At 65.0% G+C, this 13,672-nt stretch carries 15 protein-coding genes; 7 read left to right on the forward strand and 8 right to left on the reverse strand.

The window, feature by feature from the left end; all coding sequences use genetic code 11:
• Window positions 1–46: 46 nt before the first annotated feature.
• Entirely contained in the window at window positions 47–1,048 is a 1,002-nt protein-coding gene (locus ACF3ND_RS03080; RefSeq protein ID WP_394064132.1) for a cytochrome-c peroxidase, read from the forward strand.
• A 148-nt stretch (window positions 1,049–1,196) separates the two neighbouring features.
• Window positions 1,197–2,405: a phosphoglycerate dehydrogenase gene (gene serA, locus ACF3ND_RS03085; protein WP_394064134.1), complete on the forward strand. Its 1,209-nt coding sequence runs from the start codon at window positions 1,197–1,199 to the stop codon at window positions 2,403–2,405.
• A 37-nt stretch (window positions 2,406–2,442) separates the two neighbouring features.
• Here the strand turns inward: serA and ACF3ND_RS03090 are convergent, their stop codons facing one another.
• Both ACF3ND_RS03090 and ACF3ND_RS03095 read right to left on the reverse strand, forming a co-directional pair.
• Window positions 2,443–2,907, reverse strand: a complete 465-nt coding sequence (locus tag ACF3ND_RS03090) for an RrF2 family transcriptional regulator (RefSeq protein ID WP_394064136.1) — start codon at window positions 2,905–2,907, stop codon at window positions 2,443–2,445.
• A gap of 2 nt (window positions 2,908–2,909) precedes the next feature.
• Window positions 2,910–3,314, reverse strand: a complete 405-nt coding sequence (locus ACF3ND_RS03095; RefSeq protein WP_394064138.1) for a group III truncated hemoglobin — start codon at window positions 3,312–3,314, stop codon at window positions 2,910–2,912.
• A gap of 346 nt (window positions 3,315–3,660) precedes the next feature.
• On the opposite strand from ACF3ND_RS03095, the gene ACF3ND_RS03100 reads away from it, so the two are divergent.
• Window positions 3,661–4,638: a glycosyltransferase family 2 protein gene (locus tag ACF3ND_RS03100; RefSeq protein WP_394064140.1), complete on the forward strand. Its 978-nt coding sequence runs from the start codon at window positions 3,661–3,663 to the stop codon at window positions 4,636–4,638.
• A 90-nt stretch (window positions 4,639–4,728) separates the two neighbouring features.
• Entirely contained in the window at window positions 4,729–6,399 is a 1,671-nt protein-coding gene (locus tag ACF3ND_RS03105; protein ID WP_394064142.1) for an ArnT family glycosyltransferase, read from the forward strand.
• Here ACF3ND_RS03105 and ACF3ND_RS03110 read toward each other — a convergent pair.
• A complete protein-coding gene (locus tag ACF3ND_RS03110) occupies window positions 6,338–6,781 on the reverse strand; it encodes a GtrA family protein (protein WP_394064144.1) in 444 nt (147 codons plus the stop codon). The genes ACF3ND_RS03105 and ACF3ND_RS03110 overlap by 62 nt on opposite strands.
• Here ACF3ND_RS03110 and ACF3ND_RS03115 point away from each other — a divergent pair.
• Window positions 6,780–7,538, forward strand: coding sequence for a ChbG/HpnK family deacetylase (locus ACF3ND_RS03115; RefSeq protein WP_394064146.1), 759 nt, complete (start codon window positions 6,780–6,782; stop codon window positions 7,536–7,538). The genes ACF3ND_RS03110 and ACF3ND_RS03115 overlap by 2 nt on opposite strands.
• An 8-nt stretch (window positions 7,539–7,546) precedes the next feature.
• On the opposite strand, the gene ACF3ND_RS03120 is transcribed toward ACF3ND_RS03115, so the two are convergent.
• A complete protein-coding gene (locus tag ACF3ND_RS03120) occupies window positions 7,547–8,143 on the reverse strand; it encodes a GNAT family N-acetyltransferase (RefSeq protein ID WP_394064148.1) in 597 nt (198 codons plus the stop codon).
• A 50-nt stretch (window positions 8,144–8,193) separates the two neighbouring features.
• Between ACF3ND_RS03120 and ACF3ND_RS03125 the strand changes: the two genes are divergently transcribed.
• Both ACF3ND_RS03125 and ACF3ND_RS03130 read left to right on the forward strand, forming a co-directional pair.
• Window positions 8,194–8,535 (forward strand): TIGR01244 family sulfur transferase, encoded by a 342-nt coding sequence (locus ACF3ND_RS03125; protein ID WP_394064150.1) that lies wholly within the window; start codon window positions 8,194–8,196, stop codon window positions 8,533–8,535.
• Window positions 8,536–8,624: 89 nt separating this feature from the next.
• Window positions 8,625–9,086 carry a universal stress protein gene (locus ACF3ND_RS03130; protein ID WP_394064152.1) on the forward strand — a complete coding sequence of 154 codons (462 nt, stop codon included), beginning with the start codon at window positions 8,625–8,627 and terminating at the stop codon, window positions 9,084–9,086.
• Between the two features lie 66 nt (window positions 9,087–9,152).
• On the opposite strand, the gene ACF3ND_RS03135 is transcribed toward ACF3ND_RS03130, so the two are convergent.
• The 4 genes from ACF3ND_RS03135 to fdhF form a co-directional block, all read right to left on the reverse strand.
• Window positions 9,153–9,575, reverse strand: a complete 423-nt coding sequence (locus tag ACF3ND_RS03135) for a hypothetical protein (RefSeq protein WP_394064154.1) — start codon at window positions 9,573–9,575, stop codon at window positions 9,153–9,155.
• 70 nt (window positions 9,576–9,645) lie between these two features.
• Window positions 9,646–9,894 carry a formate dehydrogenase subunit delta gene (locus ACF3ND_RS03140; RefSeq protein ID WP_394064156.1) on the reverse strand — a complete coding sequence of 83 codons (249 nt, stop codon included), beginning with the start codon at window positions 9,892–9,894 and terminating at the stop codon, window positions 9,646–9,648.
• Window positions 9,891–10,754, reverse strand: a complete 864-nt coding sequence (gene fdhD, locus ACF3ND_RS03145; protein ID WP_394064158.1) for a formate dehydrogenase accessory sulfurtransferase FdhD — start codon at window positions 10,752–10,754, stop codon at window positions 9,891–9,893. Before fdhD ends, ACF3ND_RS03140 begins: the two co-directional genes overlap by 4 nt.
• Before the next feature lie 8 nt (window positions 10,755–10,762).
• Window positions 10,763–13,663, reverse strand: a complete 2,901-nt coding sequence (fdhF, locus tag ACF3ND_RS03150) for a formate dehydrogenase subunit alpha (RefSeq protein WP_394064160.1) — start codon at window positions 13,661–13,663, stop codon at window positions 10,763–10,765.
• Window positions 13,664–13,672 lie beyond the last annotated feature (9 nt).

A 13,672-nucleotide genomic window follows, 5' to 3' on the forward strand; every position in this document is an offset into this window, starting at 1 on the left:
CGGATCCAACTGGCAGGAAGTTTTATCATCCCACAAGGAAGTCGTCATGAAAGTACGCCTGTTCGCTCTTTCTGTCCTGTCGGCCACACTGTTCGCCGGCGCCGCCGCGCACGCCAGCGCCTACGAGCCTGTTCAGGTCATCCCCGAGGCCAAGGTCACCGATCCCGCGCGCGTGGAACTGGGCAAGAAACTGTTCTTCGAACCTCGCCTGTCCCGCTCGGGCTTCATCTCCTGTAACTCCTGCCATAACCTGAGCATGGGCGGCACGGACAATATCCGCACCTCCATCGGCGACCGCTGGCAGGAAGGCCCCATCAATTCGCCTACGGTGCTGAACTCCAGCCTGAACCTGGCGCAGTTCTGGGACGGGCGCGCCAGCGATCTCAAAGAGCAGGCCGGCGGCCCCATCGCCAATCCCAAGGAGATGGCCTTCACACATGAACTGGCGCTGGAATTCCTGAGCTCCATCCCCGAATACAAGGACGAGTTCAAGCAGGTGTTCGGCAAGGATCAGTTCGGCATCGAGGAAGTCACCCTGGCCATCGCCGCTTTCGAAGAAACCCTGGTCACGCCGGATTCGCGTTTCGACCTTTGGCTCAAGGGCGACAAGAAAGCCATCACCGACCAGGAACTGGCCGGTTATCAGCTCTTCAAGGCCAGCGGTTGCGTGGCCTGCCACAATGGTCCCAACCTGGGCGGCACGTCCTTCCAGAAGATGGGCGTGGTCGAACCCTACAAGACGGACAACCCTGCCGAAGGCCGCGCGGCTGTCACCGGCAAGGACGCCGACCGCTTCAACTTCAAGGTGCCTACGCTGCGCAACGTGGAACTGACCTATCCCTATTTCCACGACGGCGCGGTCAACACCCTGACCGAAGCCGTGGACATCATGGGACGCCTGCAGCTGGGCCGCAGCTTCAGCGAACAGGAGAACGCCCAGATCGTGGCTTTCCTGAAGACCTTGACCGGCAAGCAGCCTGAAATCGTCCTGCCCATCCTGCCGCCCTCGCGCGACAACACGCCGCGTCCGGTGCCTTTCGGTTCCTGATTCCTGACGGCTCGCGTCTGGAGCAACGGCCCGCCATGCGGGCCGTTGCTCATGGCGGACGAGATGCCCATGCCGGCATTGTTGATGCTCTGCGGAAACGGCTTAAAAATAGTACCATTTAGATACTATATACACGACGGGAATCATCATGAGTCGCATCGTCCTTTTCGAGAACATCCATCCCAGCGCCCGTGAAGTCTTCGAGGCCGCCGGATTCACCGACATCCAGACCCACAAGGGGGCCCTGTCGGGCCAGGAATTGCTGGATGCCGTGAAGGGCGCCCAGGTGGTGGGCATACGCTCCCGCACGCAGTTCGACAGCAGCGTGCTGGAACAGGCGGACCAGCTCAAGGTGCTGGGCTGCTTTTGCATAGGCACCAACCAGGTCGATCTGGGCGAGGCCGAGCGCCGCGGCGTACCGGTGTTCAACGCGCCGTTCTCCAACACGCGCTCGGTGGCTGAACTGGTGCTGGGCGAAGCCATTCTGCTGCTGCGCCGCATCCCTGAAAAAAACCTGCGCGTGCACCAGGGCTTCTGGGACAAGAGCGCGGAGGGCGCCTACGAGATCCGCGGCAAGACCCTGGGCGTGATCGGCTACGGCAATATCGGTTCGCAGGTCGGCACCCTGGCCGAGGCCCTGGGCATGCGCGTGCTCTATCACGACGTGGAATCCAAGCTGCCGTTGAGCAATGCGCGGGTCTACGGCAACCTGAAGCAGATGCTGGCCGAATCCGATGTGGTCACCCTGCACGTGCCGGGCGGCCAGTCCACGCAGAACATCATCAATGCGGACACATTGGCCGCCATGAAGCCCGGCGCCATCCTGATCAACGCCTCGCGGGGCACGGTGGTGGATATAGCCGCCCTGCACCAGGCGCTGGTGTCGGGCCATCTGGCCGGCGCCGCCCTGGACGTGTTTCCGGTGGAGCCCAAGAGCGTCGATGAGCCCCTCAAAAGCCCGCTCATCGGCATGCCCAACGTGATCCTCACGCCGCATATCGGCGGCAGCACCCAGGAGTCGCAGGAGAACATAGGGCGCGAGGTTGCCGAGAAGCTGGTCAGCTTCCTGCGCAGCGGCGCGACCAAGGGCGCGGTGAATTTCCCGGAGGTGTCCTATCACGACATACACGGCGCATGCCGCCTGCTTCATGTGCATCGCAACATTCCCGGCGCGATGGGAGGCCTGAACAACATTCTGGCCGAACACGGACTGAACATCAGCCGGCAGCAGCTGCAGACTCAAGGTGAGCTGGGCTATGCCTTGACCGATCTGGACCGCGTGCCGGACGAAGAGGTCCTGGAGGCTGTCCGGGCCCATACAGCCACATTGCGTTGCGAATTGATCGTGGCGCAGTGACAACCCCAAAGAAAACCGGGCGCAGGCCCGGTTTTCTTCATGGCGTCCCGGTGTGCGCCGGACGGCTGGCGGTGGGCCAGTGCACAGCGTGCTCATGCCCGGGGACGGGCGGCAGGATGTCTTTCAGGGTATAGCCGTCCAGGTGGGACAGGAACCGGGCCAGGGCCTGGTTCAGGATGCCGCTCAGGCCGCAGCGCCCGCTGATCACGCAATGGCTGCCGCTGCCCAGGCACTCCACCACGGCCAGGTCGTTCTCGGTGTAGCGCACGAGCTGGCCCAGGTTCATGTCCTCGGGCGGGCGCGACAGGCGCATGCCGCCGTTCTTGCCGCGCTGGGTCTGGATCCAGCCGCCTTTGGCCAGCAGATGCGTGACTTTCATCAGGTGCGCTTCGGAGATCTGGTGGTACTGGGCGATTTCGGCGATGGTGCAGAGCCGGTCTTCGTGCTGGCCCAGGTACATGAGCAGGCGCAAGGCGTAATCGGTCAGGTTGGTCAGGCGCATGGTCAGGGCAGTTGCAGGTCCGTGGAGACCTGGGTGGGGTGATGCTGGAACTGATACCCGAACCAGAAGCTGCGGGCGATGCGCTGGGCGTATTCCAGGGCGAGCTGCGCCATGGCCTGATTGTCGCGTTCCTCGCAGGTTTCCTTGAACAGGCGCAGCCATTGTTCGAAGTGGCTGGCCTGGATATGTGAAAGAGTCAGGTGCTTGCCCATGGGGTTGCCCTGGTAGCCGTCGGTCTTGAGCAGCAGGGACGACCAGAACTCCTCCATGACACCCAGGTGCGTGTCCCAGTCCTTGATGCGTTCGGAAAAAATGGGGCCCAGTACCTCGTCCATGCGGATGCGGTCGTAGAAATCCCAGACCAGGTCATGGATTTCCTGGCGGGTGCAAAGAGTCGTTGTGGTCATGAAAGTCGCGGCTTGAAGATATATTTTCGATCCATCTTATGGGCTTTGGCGGCCGCGGTCAAGCAGCGCACTTAGAGGCCTGGGCGCGCAAGATAATATCTCGATTCAACGCGAATTCAACGCTTGCTTCCGTACACTGGCTCCGTTTTCAGAGTAAAGCTGTGGTGTCGGGCGTTCCGCCTGGCGCCGTATGTCGATAAATAGGCGGAACCTGCGCTGTGCAGCGTTCTCCCGACAAAAAACAGATCGGCTGCAAGCCGAAATTGCGCTGGCAGTTCCGGCGGGATACGATTACTTTTTGTTGGCTGAACGCTAATTTTGTTACAGAGCTGCGACTTGAGGACGAATGACTATAACGAGACAGGCCCGGACGCTTTCCTGCGTCATTCCTGGGTTGAATGAAGCAGAGAACCTGCCGGCGCTGATGCCCGTGCTGGTCGCGCAACTGCGCGAGCTGGTACAGGATTTCGAGATCATTTTCGTTGATGACGGCAGCACCGATGCAACGCCTTTGGTGGTGGAGCACTTGCGCCAGACCTATCCTCAACTGGTCTACATCCAGCTGTCGCGCAACTTCGGCAAGGAAGCGGCGCTGACCGCCGGCCTGCAGGCCAGCCGCGGCCAGGTCGTGGTCTGCATGGACGCAGACCTGCAGCATCCGCCCGCCTTGATCCGGGACATGCTGGAGCGCTGGGCCTGCGGGGTGGAAATGGTCTATGCCGTGCGGGAAACCCGCGACGACGAAACCTGGATGAAGCGGGCCGGTACCAGCCTGTTCTACAAGCTCATGCGTACCTCCAGCGGGCTGCGCGTGCCGCGTGACGCGGGCGATTTTCGCCTGCTGGATCGCTGCGTGGTCGATGCCTTGCTGGCCCTGCCCGAGCGCAGCCGCTTCATGAAGGGGCTGTTCGCATGGGTCGGCTTTCCGTCCGAGCCCATTTATTACTCGCCCGCGGAACGCCTGCACGGCGTCAGCCGCTTTCGTCCCGGCAAGCTGCTGCGCTTCGCGGTGGACGGCCTGACCGCCTTCACCACCTGGCCCCTGCGTCTGCTGTCCCTGATGGGCGCGGTGCTGGCCATGCTGTCCTTTGGTTACGGCCTGTTCATCATCTTCAAGCATCTGCTGTATGGCGACGCGGTTCGAGGCTGGGCGACCCTGATCACCGTGGTGCTGTTTTTCGCCGGGGTGAACATGTTGTCGCTGGGCATCGTGGGCGAGTATGTGGCCCGTATTTTCGCCGAGGTCAAGAACAGGCCCTTGTATCTGGTGCGCCGCCGCCAGGGCGAGGGGCTGGCGCAGTCCCAAGCCGACGATGCGTCCTGAGCGGGGGCCGTCCGGCACCACATCGATATTCTGAATTCCCCTGGCAGCCGCAGCCGTGTCTGCCCAACATCATTAGCCTGACCCCGAACGATGAGTATCGATAACCCGCTTTCTGTTTCCACAGCAACGGCTCCGGTGGGGCGCGCACGCGGCGTCGTCCGCTGGCTGGCGCCGGCCGTGCAGCGCCTGGGCGCCATGTCCAGCGTCTCCGTCACGCTGCTGTCCCTGCTGTGGTTCACATTGACGCTGGGGGCGTACCCCCTGCTGATTCCGGACGAGGGCCGCTATGTAGGAGTGGCTTTGTCCATGCTGCAGTCGGGCGACTACCTGGTGCCGCGCCTGGACGGACTGCCATTTTTCCATAAGCCGCCCCTGCATTACTGGCTGACCGCCCTGAGCCTGAAGGTGGCCGGCGTCAACTTCGTGGCGGCCCGCCTGGTGCCGGCGCTCATGGCTGCGCTGCTGATCGGAGCCATGCATGCGTTCTGCCGACGGCACGCCAGCCGCCAGCATGCGGCCTGGACCGCCCTGATCCTGGTCAGCAGTCCGCTGCTGTTCGGCGCGTCGCATTATGCCAATCTGGACATGACCGTGGCGGCCTGGATCACCTGTTGCGTGCTGCTGGGCGCGCATACGGCCTTGCAGATGGAGCAGGGCCGTCCCTACCGCCTGGCGCTGATGGGGCTGTACGCCACGGCCGGCCTGGCCTTTCTGGCCAAGGGCCTGATCGGCATCCTGATTCCGGGCGGCATCCTGGTGTTCTGGCTGCTGGGCCGCGGCAAGCCCGGGATCCTGCTGCGACTGTTTTCCCTGACCGGACTGGGCGTGCTCGCGCTGGTGGCCACGCCCTGGATGTGGGCCATGCAGGCGCGCTACCCCGGATTCTTCGATTACTACATTGTCTATCAGCATTTCCAGCGCTTCCTGGAGACGGGCTTCAACAATCCCCAGCCTTTCTGGTTTTATTTCGCCTTGATGCCCGTCGCCACGCTGACCTGGACGCCGTTTCTGTTCCAGCGCCGGAGCGGCGCCCGCAAGCCGGACGACGGCCTGGGACCGGTGCGCGGCCTGATGCTGTCGGCCTTCCTGACAGTAGTGGTGTTCTTCTCCATTCCGACCTCCAAGCTGGTGGGCTACGTCCTGCCCGCCATAGGGCCGTGGAGTTTCTTCCTGGCCGATGCGCTGGTGCGCCGCCGCAGCCGGGACGGGGAGGCCGGCACAGACCGGCGTGCGGTCTGGAGCCTGGCGCTGGGCGTGGCTTTGTGCCTGGGTGCGGTCGCGGCGATGGTAATGCGGCCGCAAGTCAACAGCCGCGCCCTGGGCCATGTGCTGGCGGCGGAATACAAGCCGGGCGACCAGGTCGTCTTCGTGAACGACTACCGCTACGATCTGGGCTTCTACGTGCCGGGGTTGAAAGCCGTCAGCGTCATGGGCGACTGGTCCGATCCGGACATCGCCCGCACGGACAGCTGGCGCAAGGAACTGGTGGAAGCGGCCCGTTTCGAGCCGCAGCACGGCGCGTCGACGTTGATCGACCGGAATGCGTTGCGCGAACGCTTGTGCCGGGACGGCAAGCAGGTCTTCTGGCTGATCGGCGCGCCTGACGCGGTACGTCACAGCCTCGTGCTGACCCATGCCCAGCGTTTATATGAAGATCACCGCATCGCCTTGTGGCGCTTCGACGAGGACGATCATGCCTTCATGTGCGGCGAAACGCCCAAAGACGGCCTGCCAGGAAGGTCAGCACAGCCAGGGCAATGAGGATCAGGCCTAGCAGGATGTCGTAGCGCAGGCCGCTGTATTTCAGCAGCGCGGCATAGCTGGCTTCGTTGACGGCGAAGCCGGCGGCCGACACCATAAAGAAGCGTCCCAGGGCGGGCAGCAGGCGGGCCTGCTGCTGGCGGAACGTCAGCCAGTAGTGGCCGCTGAACGACACGAGGAAAGCCACCAGCCAGCCGAACAGGTTGGCCAGCAGAGCCGGCGCGCCCAGGGCTTGCACCACTGCGACTACAATGCCCCAGTGCGTGATGGCGGCCAGCGTGCCGACCAGGATGAACAGAATGATTTGACGGGACATGGCGAAGGTGGAGCGAACAGTGGCGAAGGACAGGCAGATCAGTATTTGCGCGGATGATTTCGGCATGGCGCCGGCCGTGGATGCGGCCGTGCTGGAATTGGCGCAGGCGCGGCGGCTGTCCGGCACATCCTGCCTGGTGGACGGCGCCAGCTTCAGGCAGAGCGCGCCGGCACTGCGTCAGACCCATCTGCAAAAAGGCCTGCACCTGAATTTTACCGAGTTCGGCTCCAGGCCGGGCGTGTATGCCATGCCTCTCAAGCAGGTGATTCTGTCCAGTCTGCTGCACAGACTGGACAGCGCCAGGGTCAAGGCGAGCATCGCGCGCCAGTGCGATGAGTTCGAGCAGGCGCTGGGCCAGGGGCCCGACTATATCGATGGGCATCAGCACGTGCATCAGCTGCCCGTGATCCGAGAGGCCTTGCTGGAGGAGATGGAACGCCGCTATGGCGGCCGCATGCCCTGGCTGCGCTATACCGGCGCGCAGCGCCTGGGGAGTGCCTTCAGCGTTGGCGAACGATTCAAGGCGCGCGTGATCGCCTCGCTGGGGGCCGATGCCTTGGCGGGCCTGGCCGCGGCCAAGGGCGTGACCCTCAATGCCGGCTTTACCGGCGTCTATGACTTCAAGGGCGGGCAGGCGCGCTACGCCCGCTTGATGCAGGCCTGGCTGGCGGCCATGCGGCATGGCGACAGCCTGATGTGCCATCCCGCCCTGGAGGCGCTTGCCGGCGATCCGCTGGGTGCGCAGCGTCTGGCCGAATACCAGGTCCTGTCAGGGCCGGACATGGCCCGGTGGCTGGACCAGTACAGCCTGCGTATCGCCTGAACGCGCGGTCAACTGTCGGCGCGCGGGTGGGTCTGGCTGCCTTCGCCCAGGGCGCGCTGCATGAAGACCACATCTATCCATTGCCGGAACTTGTAGCCCGTGGCGACCTGCGTGCCCGCATGGGTGAAGCCCAGGGAGCGGTGCAGGCCGATGGAGCCGCGGTTGTCGTGGCCCGCGATCACGGCGATCATCTGGCGCCACGGGCCTTTTTCGCATTCTTCGAGCAGGCGGGCCAGCAGGGCTTTGCCCAGGCCCTTGCCCACCTGTCCCTGGGCCAGGTAGATGGAGTCTTCCAGGGTGAAGCGATAGGCGACGCGCGGCCGGTACAGGCCCGCGTAGGCATAGCCCACGATCTGGCCGTCCAGCACGGCCACCAGCCAGGGCAGGCCCTGGCCGGTGATGTGCGTGAACCGGGCCTGCATTTCGGCCACGTCCGGAGGCGTTTCCTCGAAGGTGGCCGTGCTGTGCAGCACGTGGTAGGCGTAGATGGCCTGGACTGCGTCCATGTCCGCCAGCGTGGCGGAGCGTATCAGCAGGTCGGCGGGCGCGGCGTCCTGATAAGGCGTAGAAGAAAAGGGGACTTGCGCAGTACCGGGGGTGGACATACTATTTTTCCTTTGAATGCACCTAGTTTATCCCGATTTCAGGAGTTCCTATGTCGCTTCCCTATCAATCGCTGACCGAGCAGTTTGCCGTGGCTCCTCAATTATCGGGCGACGATATGCAGGCCGTGGCCGACGCCGGTTTCAAGAGCGTGATCATCAACCGTCCCGACCTGGAGGGCGGCCCCGGCCAGCCTTTGTCCGCGGATGTCATGCAGGCCGCCCAGGCCGCCGGCCTGCAGGTGGAGTACCAGCCCGTGGTGGGCAGCGCCATCACCGCGGCCGACGTGGACCGTTTTGCCGAACTGCTGCAGGAATTGCCCAAGCCCATCCTGGCCTATTGCCGCACAGGCAACCGCTGCGCCACCCTGTTTCGCGCCGCAACCGAAACCTGATCTGGCTCAAGTCCAGGTCTGTTCCAGGCTTGTCTTGCGCGTGAGCGCGACGGTAAGCTGTCTGTATCCATTCAAAGGGGGTTATCGCCATGTTCAAGAAGATTCTCATTCCAACCGACGGTTCGGTCCTGTCGTCCCAGGCCGCCAACAAGGGCGTGACCTTTGCCCGGCAGATCGGCGCCGAAATCGTGGCCCTGCACGTGACCCAGCCTTTTGCCGCCACGGTCGGCTTTGACGGCATGGCTGCCGCCTACGCCATCACCGACGAAGACTACGACAAGACCGCCAAGGAGCAGTCCAAGAAGTATCTGCAGCAGATCCTGGACCGCGCCGAGACCGCCGGCGTGAAGGCCACCGGCAAGTCGGTGTCCAACTTCAATGTGGCCGACGGCATCGTGCAGGCCGCCGAGCAGGAAGGCTGCGACCTGATCTTCATCGGCAGCCACGGCCGCAGCGGACTGTCGCGCCTGCTGCTGGGCAGCGTCACCATCAAGGTGCTGAACATCGCCAAGAACACCGTGCTGGTGTACCGCGTCAAGGAAAGCGACTGACCGCTTGCGGAACAGCCATGAAAAAACCCGCCTTGGCGGGTTTTTTCATGGCCGGTGATCGCGGGCTCAGTCGCCTGGATTCTCGGAACGCCGCCTGCGGGACCGGGAGCCCGGTTCCACGCCGATGCGGGCATCGCGTGCGAGCACCAGTTCCACCATGTGGGCGGCGACGGTTTCGAAGGCTGCGTCGCTTTCCGGAACGTACAGCCATTTTCCCAGAATGGGATGAGGCCGCAGGCCCGGCGTCTCCTGGATCAGCGCGGCATGGTGTTCGCGCGCGGTGCACACCAGCAGGCCGTCCCAGGGTTCGTCCCGGTCGGCGACGGCCAGGCACAGGCGGCCGTTCACGTAGGCGGCATCGCAGCCGAACATCTTGCGCCGCAGGTAGTCGCCATCCTGCTCCAGGGGATCGAATACCCACAGCAGGGAGTTCGGGCGGGCGGTGCGCCGGCGGACGGGGGCGGAGAAGGGGAAGTCGCGGCTGGGCATGACGGACGGCCTTGCAGGTGCGGGGGCTGGGCCGCGGCCGGAAAAGTTCGGGCGCCGAGTGACGGCGCCCTCAGGCGCGCGGTTCCAGCCGCTGGCGGTGCTGCAGCACCGCCTCCAGAACGATGGGAGCCAGCTCTCCGGCCTGGCCCTTGCCGTCCGGGTGCTGTGCGATGAACTCCAGCAGGGCGCGGCGCATGCGCGGATCCCAGAACTTGCGGATGTGCTCGGCGATCTCGTTCAGGCCCTGCTGGCGGTCGCTCAGCGCTTCGAAGAACAGGCCGATGCGATTGGCCATGGGGATCAGGGGGGCAATATTCATGGTGTCGTGGTCGAGACGGGCTCGGAAGAATTCAGGTATTGGGGGTGGCTGTAAAGCGTGAAGGCGCGGTCGCGGGCAAAGGCGGCCAGCATCACGCCCAGCTCGTCGGCGATCTGCACGGCGTAGCGGGTAGGGGCCGAGACGGCCACCACGAAGGCGATGCCCATGGCGGCGGCTTTCTGCACCATCTCGAAGCTGGCGCGGCTGGAGATCAGCACCATGCCCTGGCGGGGATCCAGTCCCTGGCGCAGCAAGTGGCCCAGCAGCTTGTCCAGGGCGTTGTGGCGCCCCACGTCCTCGCGCACGGCCAGGATGTCGCCCTGCAGCGTGCACCACGCCGCCGCGTGGGTGGCGCCGGTCAGGCGGTGCAGGGGCTGGCTGTCGCGCAGCGCGTCCAGCGCGCGGAAGATGGCGTCGGCCTGCGGCCTGCGTTCCGGTTCGGGCAGGGCGGGCAGGCTGCGACGCACTTCGTCCAGGCTCTCCAGTCCGCACAGCCCGCAGCCGGTGCGCCCGGCCAGCTGGCGGCGGCGCGCCTTGAGCTGGTGCAGGCAGGCGCTGGCGATGTCGATCTGCAGCAGGCTGCCTCGCTCGTCCTCCAGCACGTCCACGCTGCGTATGTCCTCGGCGCCGCGGATGATGCCTTCGGTCATGGAAAAACCGTAGGCCAGGTCTTCCAGGTCCGTGGGGCTGCACAGCAAGGCGGCGTGGCTGATGCCGTTGTACTCCAGGGCCACGGCCTGCTCGCAGGCCAGGCTGTCGCTGTCGGCCAGCGGCGGCCCGCCGGCCTGGCCTGATACGGCGCGCGCCTGCCGCCAGACAGTGGCGGGCGCGCTGGCATCATGAAAATCCGCCTTGCTCACGCGGGCTCCTAGTCGTGATGGGCGTGCTCGTGGCCGCCCAGGGGAAGGGCGTCGGACGGCACCGCTTCGCCTTGCAGCAGGCGCTGCTGGATGTCATTGAAGCGGTTCCAGCGGTTCTGCCAATCGGATTCGGCGGTCACCCGCTGGATCTGCACGGCGGTGACCTTGTACTCCGGGCAGTTGGTGGCCCAGTCCGAATTGTCCGTCGTGACCACGTTGGCGCCCGACTCGGGAAAGTGGAAGGTAGTATAGACCACCCCCGGCTGCACCCGCTCCGTCACGGTGGCGCGCAGCACGGTCTCGCCCGCCCGGCTCTTGACGGACACCTTGTCGCCGCTGCGTATGCCGCGGTCCTCGGCATCGGCCGGATGGATCTCCAGCAGGTCCTCGGAATGCCAGGCCACGTTCTCGGTGCGGCGCGTCTGGGCGCCCACGTTGTATTGGGACAGGATGCGGCCCGTAGTCAGCAGCAGCGGGAACTTGCGGCTGCTGCGCTCCTCGGTGGGCACATACTGCGTCAGCATGAAGCGGCCCTTGCCGCGCACGAACTGATCTATGTGCATGGTGGGGGTGCCCTCGGGCGCCTGCTCGTTGCATGGCCATTGGACGCTGCCGCCCAGCTCGTCGATGCGAGCGTAGGACACGCCCGTGAAGGTCGGGGTCAGGCGTGCGATCTCGTCCATGATCTGGCCGGGGTGCTCGTAGTCCATGGGGTAGCCCAGCGCGCGGGACAGCGCGCAGGTGACTTCCCAGTCCGCCATGCCGGCCTGGGGCTTCATGACCTGGCGCACGCGCGAGATGCGGCGCTCGGCATTGGTGAAGGTGCCGTCCTTTTCCAGGAAGGAGGAGCCGGGCAGGAAGACGTGGGCGTACTTGGCGGTTTCGTTCAGGAACAGGTCCTGGACCACCACGCATTCCATGGCAGCCATGGCGGCGGCCACGTGCTGGGTGTTGGGGTCGGACTGGACGATGTCTTCGCCCTGGCAGTACAGGCCCTTGAAGCTGCCGCTCAGGGCCGCGTCGAACATATTGGGGATGCGCAGGCCGGGCTCGGACTGCAGGGGCACGCCCCAGGCCTGCTCGAACTGGTGGCGAACGGCGTCGTCGGAGACGTGCCGGTAGCCGGGGAATTCGTGAGGGAAGGAGCCCATGTCGCAGGAGCCCTGCACGTTGTTCTGGCCGCGCAGCGGATTGACGCCCACGCCTTCGCGGCCCACGTTGCCGGTGGCCATGGCCAGGTTGGCGATGGCCATGACGGTGGTGGAGCCCTGGCTGTGCTCGGTCACGCCCAGGCCGTAGTAGATGGAGCCGTTGCCGCCGGTGGCGTACAGGTGGGCCGCTCCGCGGATGTCCTGCGCAGGCACGCCGCAGATCTCGGCCATGGCTTCGGGGGAATTCTCGGGCTTGCTGACGAAGGCGCGCCATTCGGCGAAGGCGGCGGTGTCGCAGCGTTCGGCGACATAGGCTTCGTCGATCAGGTTTTCCGTGGCGATGACGTGCGCCATGGCGGTCAGCATGGCCGTGTTGGTGCCGGGGCGCAGGGGCAAGTGGTAGTCCGCCTGGATGTGGGGCGAGCTGACCAGCTCGGTCTGGCGCGGATCGATCACGATCAGGCGCGCGCCCTGACGCAGGCGGCGCTTCAGGCGCGAGGCGAAGACCGGGTGGGCCGCGCTGGGGTTGGCGCCGATCACGATGACCACGTCGGTATGCATGACCGAGTCGAAGGTCTGCGTGCCGGCCGATTCGCCCAGCGTCATCTTCAGGCCATAGCCGGTAGGGGAGTGGCAGACGCGCGCGCAGGTGTCCACATTGTTGGTGCCGAAGGCGGCGCGCACCAGCTTCTGCACCAGGTAGGTTTCTTCATTGGTGCAGCGCGAGGAGGTGATACCGCCCACGGCGTCGCGGCCGTACTGGTCCTGGATGCGGCGGAATTCGGAGGCCGCGTGGTTGATGGCCTCTTCCCAGGAGACTTCCTGCCAGGGATCCGTGATGCTCTTGCGGATCATGGGGCTGAGGATGCGGTCCTGGTGGGTGGCGTAGCCCCAGGCGAAGCGGCCCTTGACGCAGGCGTGGCCGCGATTGGCCTTGCCATCCTTCCAGGGCGTCATGCGGATGACCTTGTCGCCTTTCATCTCGGCCTTGAAGCCGCAGCCCACGCCGCAGTAGGCGCAGGTGGTGATGACGGCGTGCTCGGGCTGGCCCAGCTCGATGACGGATTTCTCCATCAGCGAGGAGGTGGGACAGGATTGCACGCAGGCGCCGCAGGAGACACAGTCGCTGGCCAGGAAGTCCTCGTTCTGGCCGGCGGCCACGCGGGCCTGGAAGCCGCGTTTGTCTATGGTCAGCGCGAAGGTGCCCTGGACTTCCTCGCAGGCGCGCACGCAGCGGTTGCAGACGATGCACTTGCTGGAGTCGTAGGCGAAATAGGGGTTTGAGGCGTCGGTGGCGTCGTCCAGGTGGTTGGCGCCGTCAAAGCCGTAGCGCACGCTGCGCAGGCCCACCACGCCGGCCATGTCCTGCAGTTCGCAGTTGCCGTTGGCCGGGCAGGTCAGGCAGTCCAGCGGGTGATCGGAGATGTACAGCTCCATCACGTTGCGGCGCAGCTTGTGCAGGGTGTCGTTCTCGGTGTGCACGACCATGCCTTCTTCCACGGGCGTGGTGCAGGAGGCGGGATGGCCGCGGCGGCCTTCGATGTCCACCAGGCAAAGGCGGCAGGAACCGAAGGCTTCCAGCGTGTCGGTGGCGCACAGCTTGGGGATGTTGATGCCGGCCATGGCGGCGGCCCGCATGACCGACGTTCCGGCGGGCACTTCGATCAGCTTGCCGTCGATGGTCAGGCTGACCATCTCGGTCTGCAGGGAGGCGGGGGTGCCGAGGTCGCGCTCGCGCACGGCGATGGTTTCTTTCATGGTGATCTC

The organism is Alcaligenes sp. WGS1538, assembly GCF_043187505.1.
In the GTDB taxonomy this organism is placed as follows: domain Bacteria; phylum Pseudomonadota; class Gammaproteobacteria; order Burkholderiales; family Burkholderiaceae_B; genus Alcaligenes.

What these genes read in the sequence shown, in the direction of transcription:
- ACF3ND_RS03090 (WP_394064136.1), bottom strand. Translation starts at nt 2,907, where the DNA reads ATGCGCCTGACCAACCTGACCGATTACGCCTTGCGCCTGCTCATGTAC.
- ACF3ND_RS03125 (WP_394064150.1), top strand. Translation starts at nt 8,194, where the DNA reads ATGTCGCTTCCCTATCAATCGCTGACCGAGCAGTTTGCCGTGGCTCCT.
- ACF3ND_RS03130 (WP_394064152.1), top strand. Translation starts at nt 8,625, where the DNA reads ATGTTCAAGAAGATTCTCATTCCAACCGACGGTTCGGTCCTGTCGTCC.
- serA (WP_394064134.1), top strand. Translation starts at nt 1,197, where the DNA reads ATGAGTCGCATCGTCCTTTTCGAGAACATCCATCCCAGCGCCCGTGAA.
- ACF3ND_RS03140 (WP_394064156.1), bottom strand. Translation starts at nt 9,894, where the DNA reads ATGAATATTGCCCCCCTGATCCCCATGGCCAATCGCATCGGCCTGTTC.
- ACF3ND_RS03105 (WP_394064142.1), top strand. Translation starts at nt 4,729, where the DNA reads ATGAGTATCGATAACCCGCTTTCTGTTTCCACAGCAACGGCTCCGGTG.
- fdhF (WP_394064160.1), bottom strand. Translation starts at nt 13,663, where the DNA reads ATGAAAGAAACCATCGCCGTGCGCGAGCGCGACCTCGGCACCCCCGCC.
- ACF3ND_RS03100 (WP_394064140.1), top strand. Translation starts at nt 3,661, where the DNA reads ATGACTATAACGAGACAGGCCCGGACGCTTTCCTGCGTCATTCCTGGG.
- ACF3ND_RS03120 (WP_394064148.1), bottom strand. Translation starts at nt 8,143, where the DNA reads ATGTCCACCCCCGGTACTGCGCAAGTCCCCTTTTCTTCTACGCCTTAT.
- ACF3ND_RS03135 (WP_394064154.1), bottom strand. Translation starts at nt 9,575, where the DNA reads ATGCCCAGCCGCGACTTCCCCTTCTCCGCCCCCGTCCGCCGGCGCACC.
- ACF3ND_RS03095 (WP_394064138.1), bottom strand. Translation starts at nt 3,314, where the DNA reads ATGACCACAACGACTCTTTGCACCCGCCAGGAAATCCATGACCTGGTC.
- ACF3ND_RS03115 (WP_394064146.1), top strand. Translation starts at nt 6,780, where the DNA reads ATGGCGCCGGCCGTGGATGCGGCCGTGCTGGAATTGGCGCAGGCGCGG.
- ACF3ND_RS03080 (WP_394064132.1), top strand. Translation starts at nt 47, where the DNA reads ATGAAAGTACGCCTGTTCGCTCTTTCTGTCCTGTCGGCCACACTGTTC.
- ACF3ND_RS03110 (WP_394064144.1), bottom strand. Translation starts at nt 6,781, where the DNA reads ATGCCGAAATCATCCGCGCAAATACTGATCTGCCTGTCCTTCGCCACT.